General features: G+C 32.6%; 1 protein-coding gene. It reads right to left on the bottom strand.

All coding sequences use genetic code 11. From position 1 onward, the window contains the following. Positions 1-264 precede the first annotated feature (264 nt). Positions 265-1008, bottom strand: coding sequence for a type IV secretion system protein (locus ACFIM6_RS09915; RefSeq protein WP_375612679.1), 744 nt, complete (start codon positions 1006-1008; stop codon positions 265-267). Positions 1009-1041 lie beyond the last annotated feature (33 nt).

Here is a 1041-nt window from a genome sequence, read left to right as displayed (position 1 = left end):
TGTTATCTGATCAATTTTATTGAAAAGTTGCGTGAAAACTGTAAAGTTCATGGAATTCCTCTTTAACGAATTTTCAATTTTTTATCACTTTGGAACATAGATACATGCTAAACGCCTCATTTTCATTTATACATTACCTAAGTGTTTTCAGCATGATATCTTGGCTTTGATAAAATCTTTGTGCTTCTCTTAATTGTTCAGAGAGTACTGAACCTTCTACATTGGTTTTTGTTTTCATGAAAAAAGCAAATGTTGTAAAAAGCTTTATTGGTTAGACCTTATTATAGGCATATTTTTGTAGTTAGAGGCTACAATTTTTCTGTACAATTTACGTTTTTGTATTTCGATAAGAGTCTCTTCGTCATCGCTTAAATTTCTGACCATTTGTAGCTTTGTATATTCATTTTGGATCATGGCTGACATGGTCTTGATGCGTGTTTGCAGTTCGAAAACTTCTTTGAGATCTTTTGTTTTATTTATCTTATCTAAGAAATCGTCCATTTGTTTAAAGCGGTTCTCTGCGTCTTGAAAAGTTTGAAAACTTACAGCTTTTTCGACAATTCCACTATATTTAAGACGCGTATTAATTATTTCGCGCATTTTATAATACGGCAACTTCTGGAAGCCGTACCTTTTCTCTTCGAGAATAATCTCATTAAATCTTTTTTTAAATTCCCCAGTAGCTATGGCTTGGTAGTTTGTCTGTGTTTTTGGGTAGATAGAAGGCAAATCTTGTATGAAAGAATTCTTGTTTTCTCCTATTGTTGGTTTTTGTATCCTATTTCCTGTTATAGACTGATGAATTTTTTTCGCGTTTTCGATCTGGTTTTCGTTTGTTTTAATTTGTTGTTCTAACAACTTAATAATTTCCAGATATTCTGCTTTTGAAAAAGGACTTTTAACAGTTGAACCTTGAGTCCCAGAACCCCAACTAAAGTTAGACGTTAGAGTTAAATTTATCATCCCCAAAAGGGTAATCATTCCTGTTATAATAAATCGCTTTTTCATCTGTCTCCTCGCTTAATTTCGGCAGGGATTGTT

The organism is Bartonella sp. AA9NXGY, assembly GCF_042196845.1.
Taxonomy (GTDB): Bacteria; Pseudomonadota; Alphaproteobacteria; order Rhizobiales; family Rhizobiaceae; genus Bartonella.
This window is presented reverse-complemented; position numbering and strand designations above follow the sequence as displayed.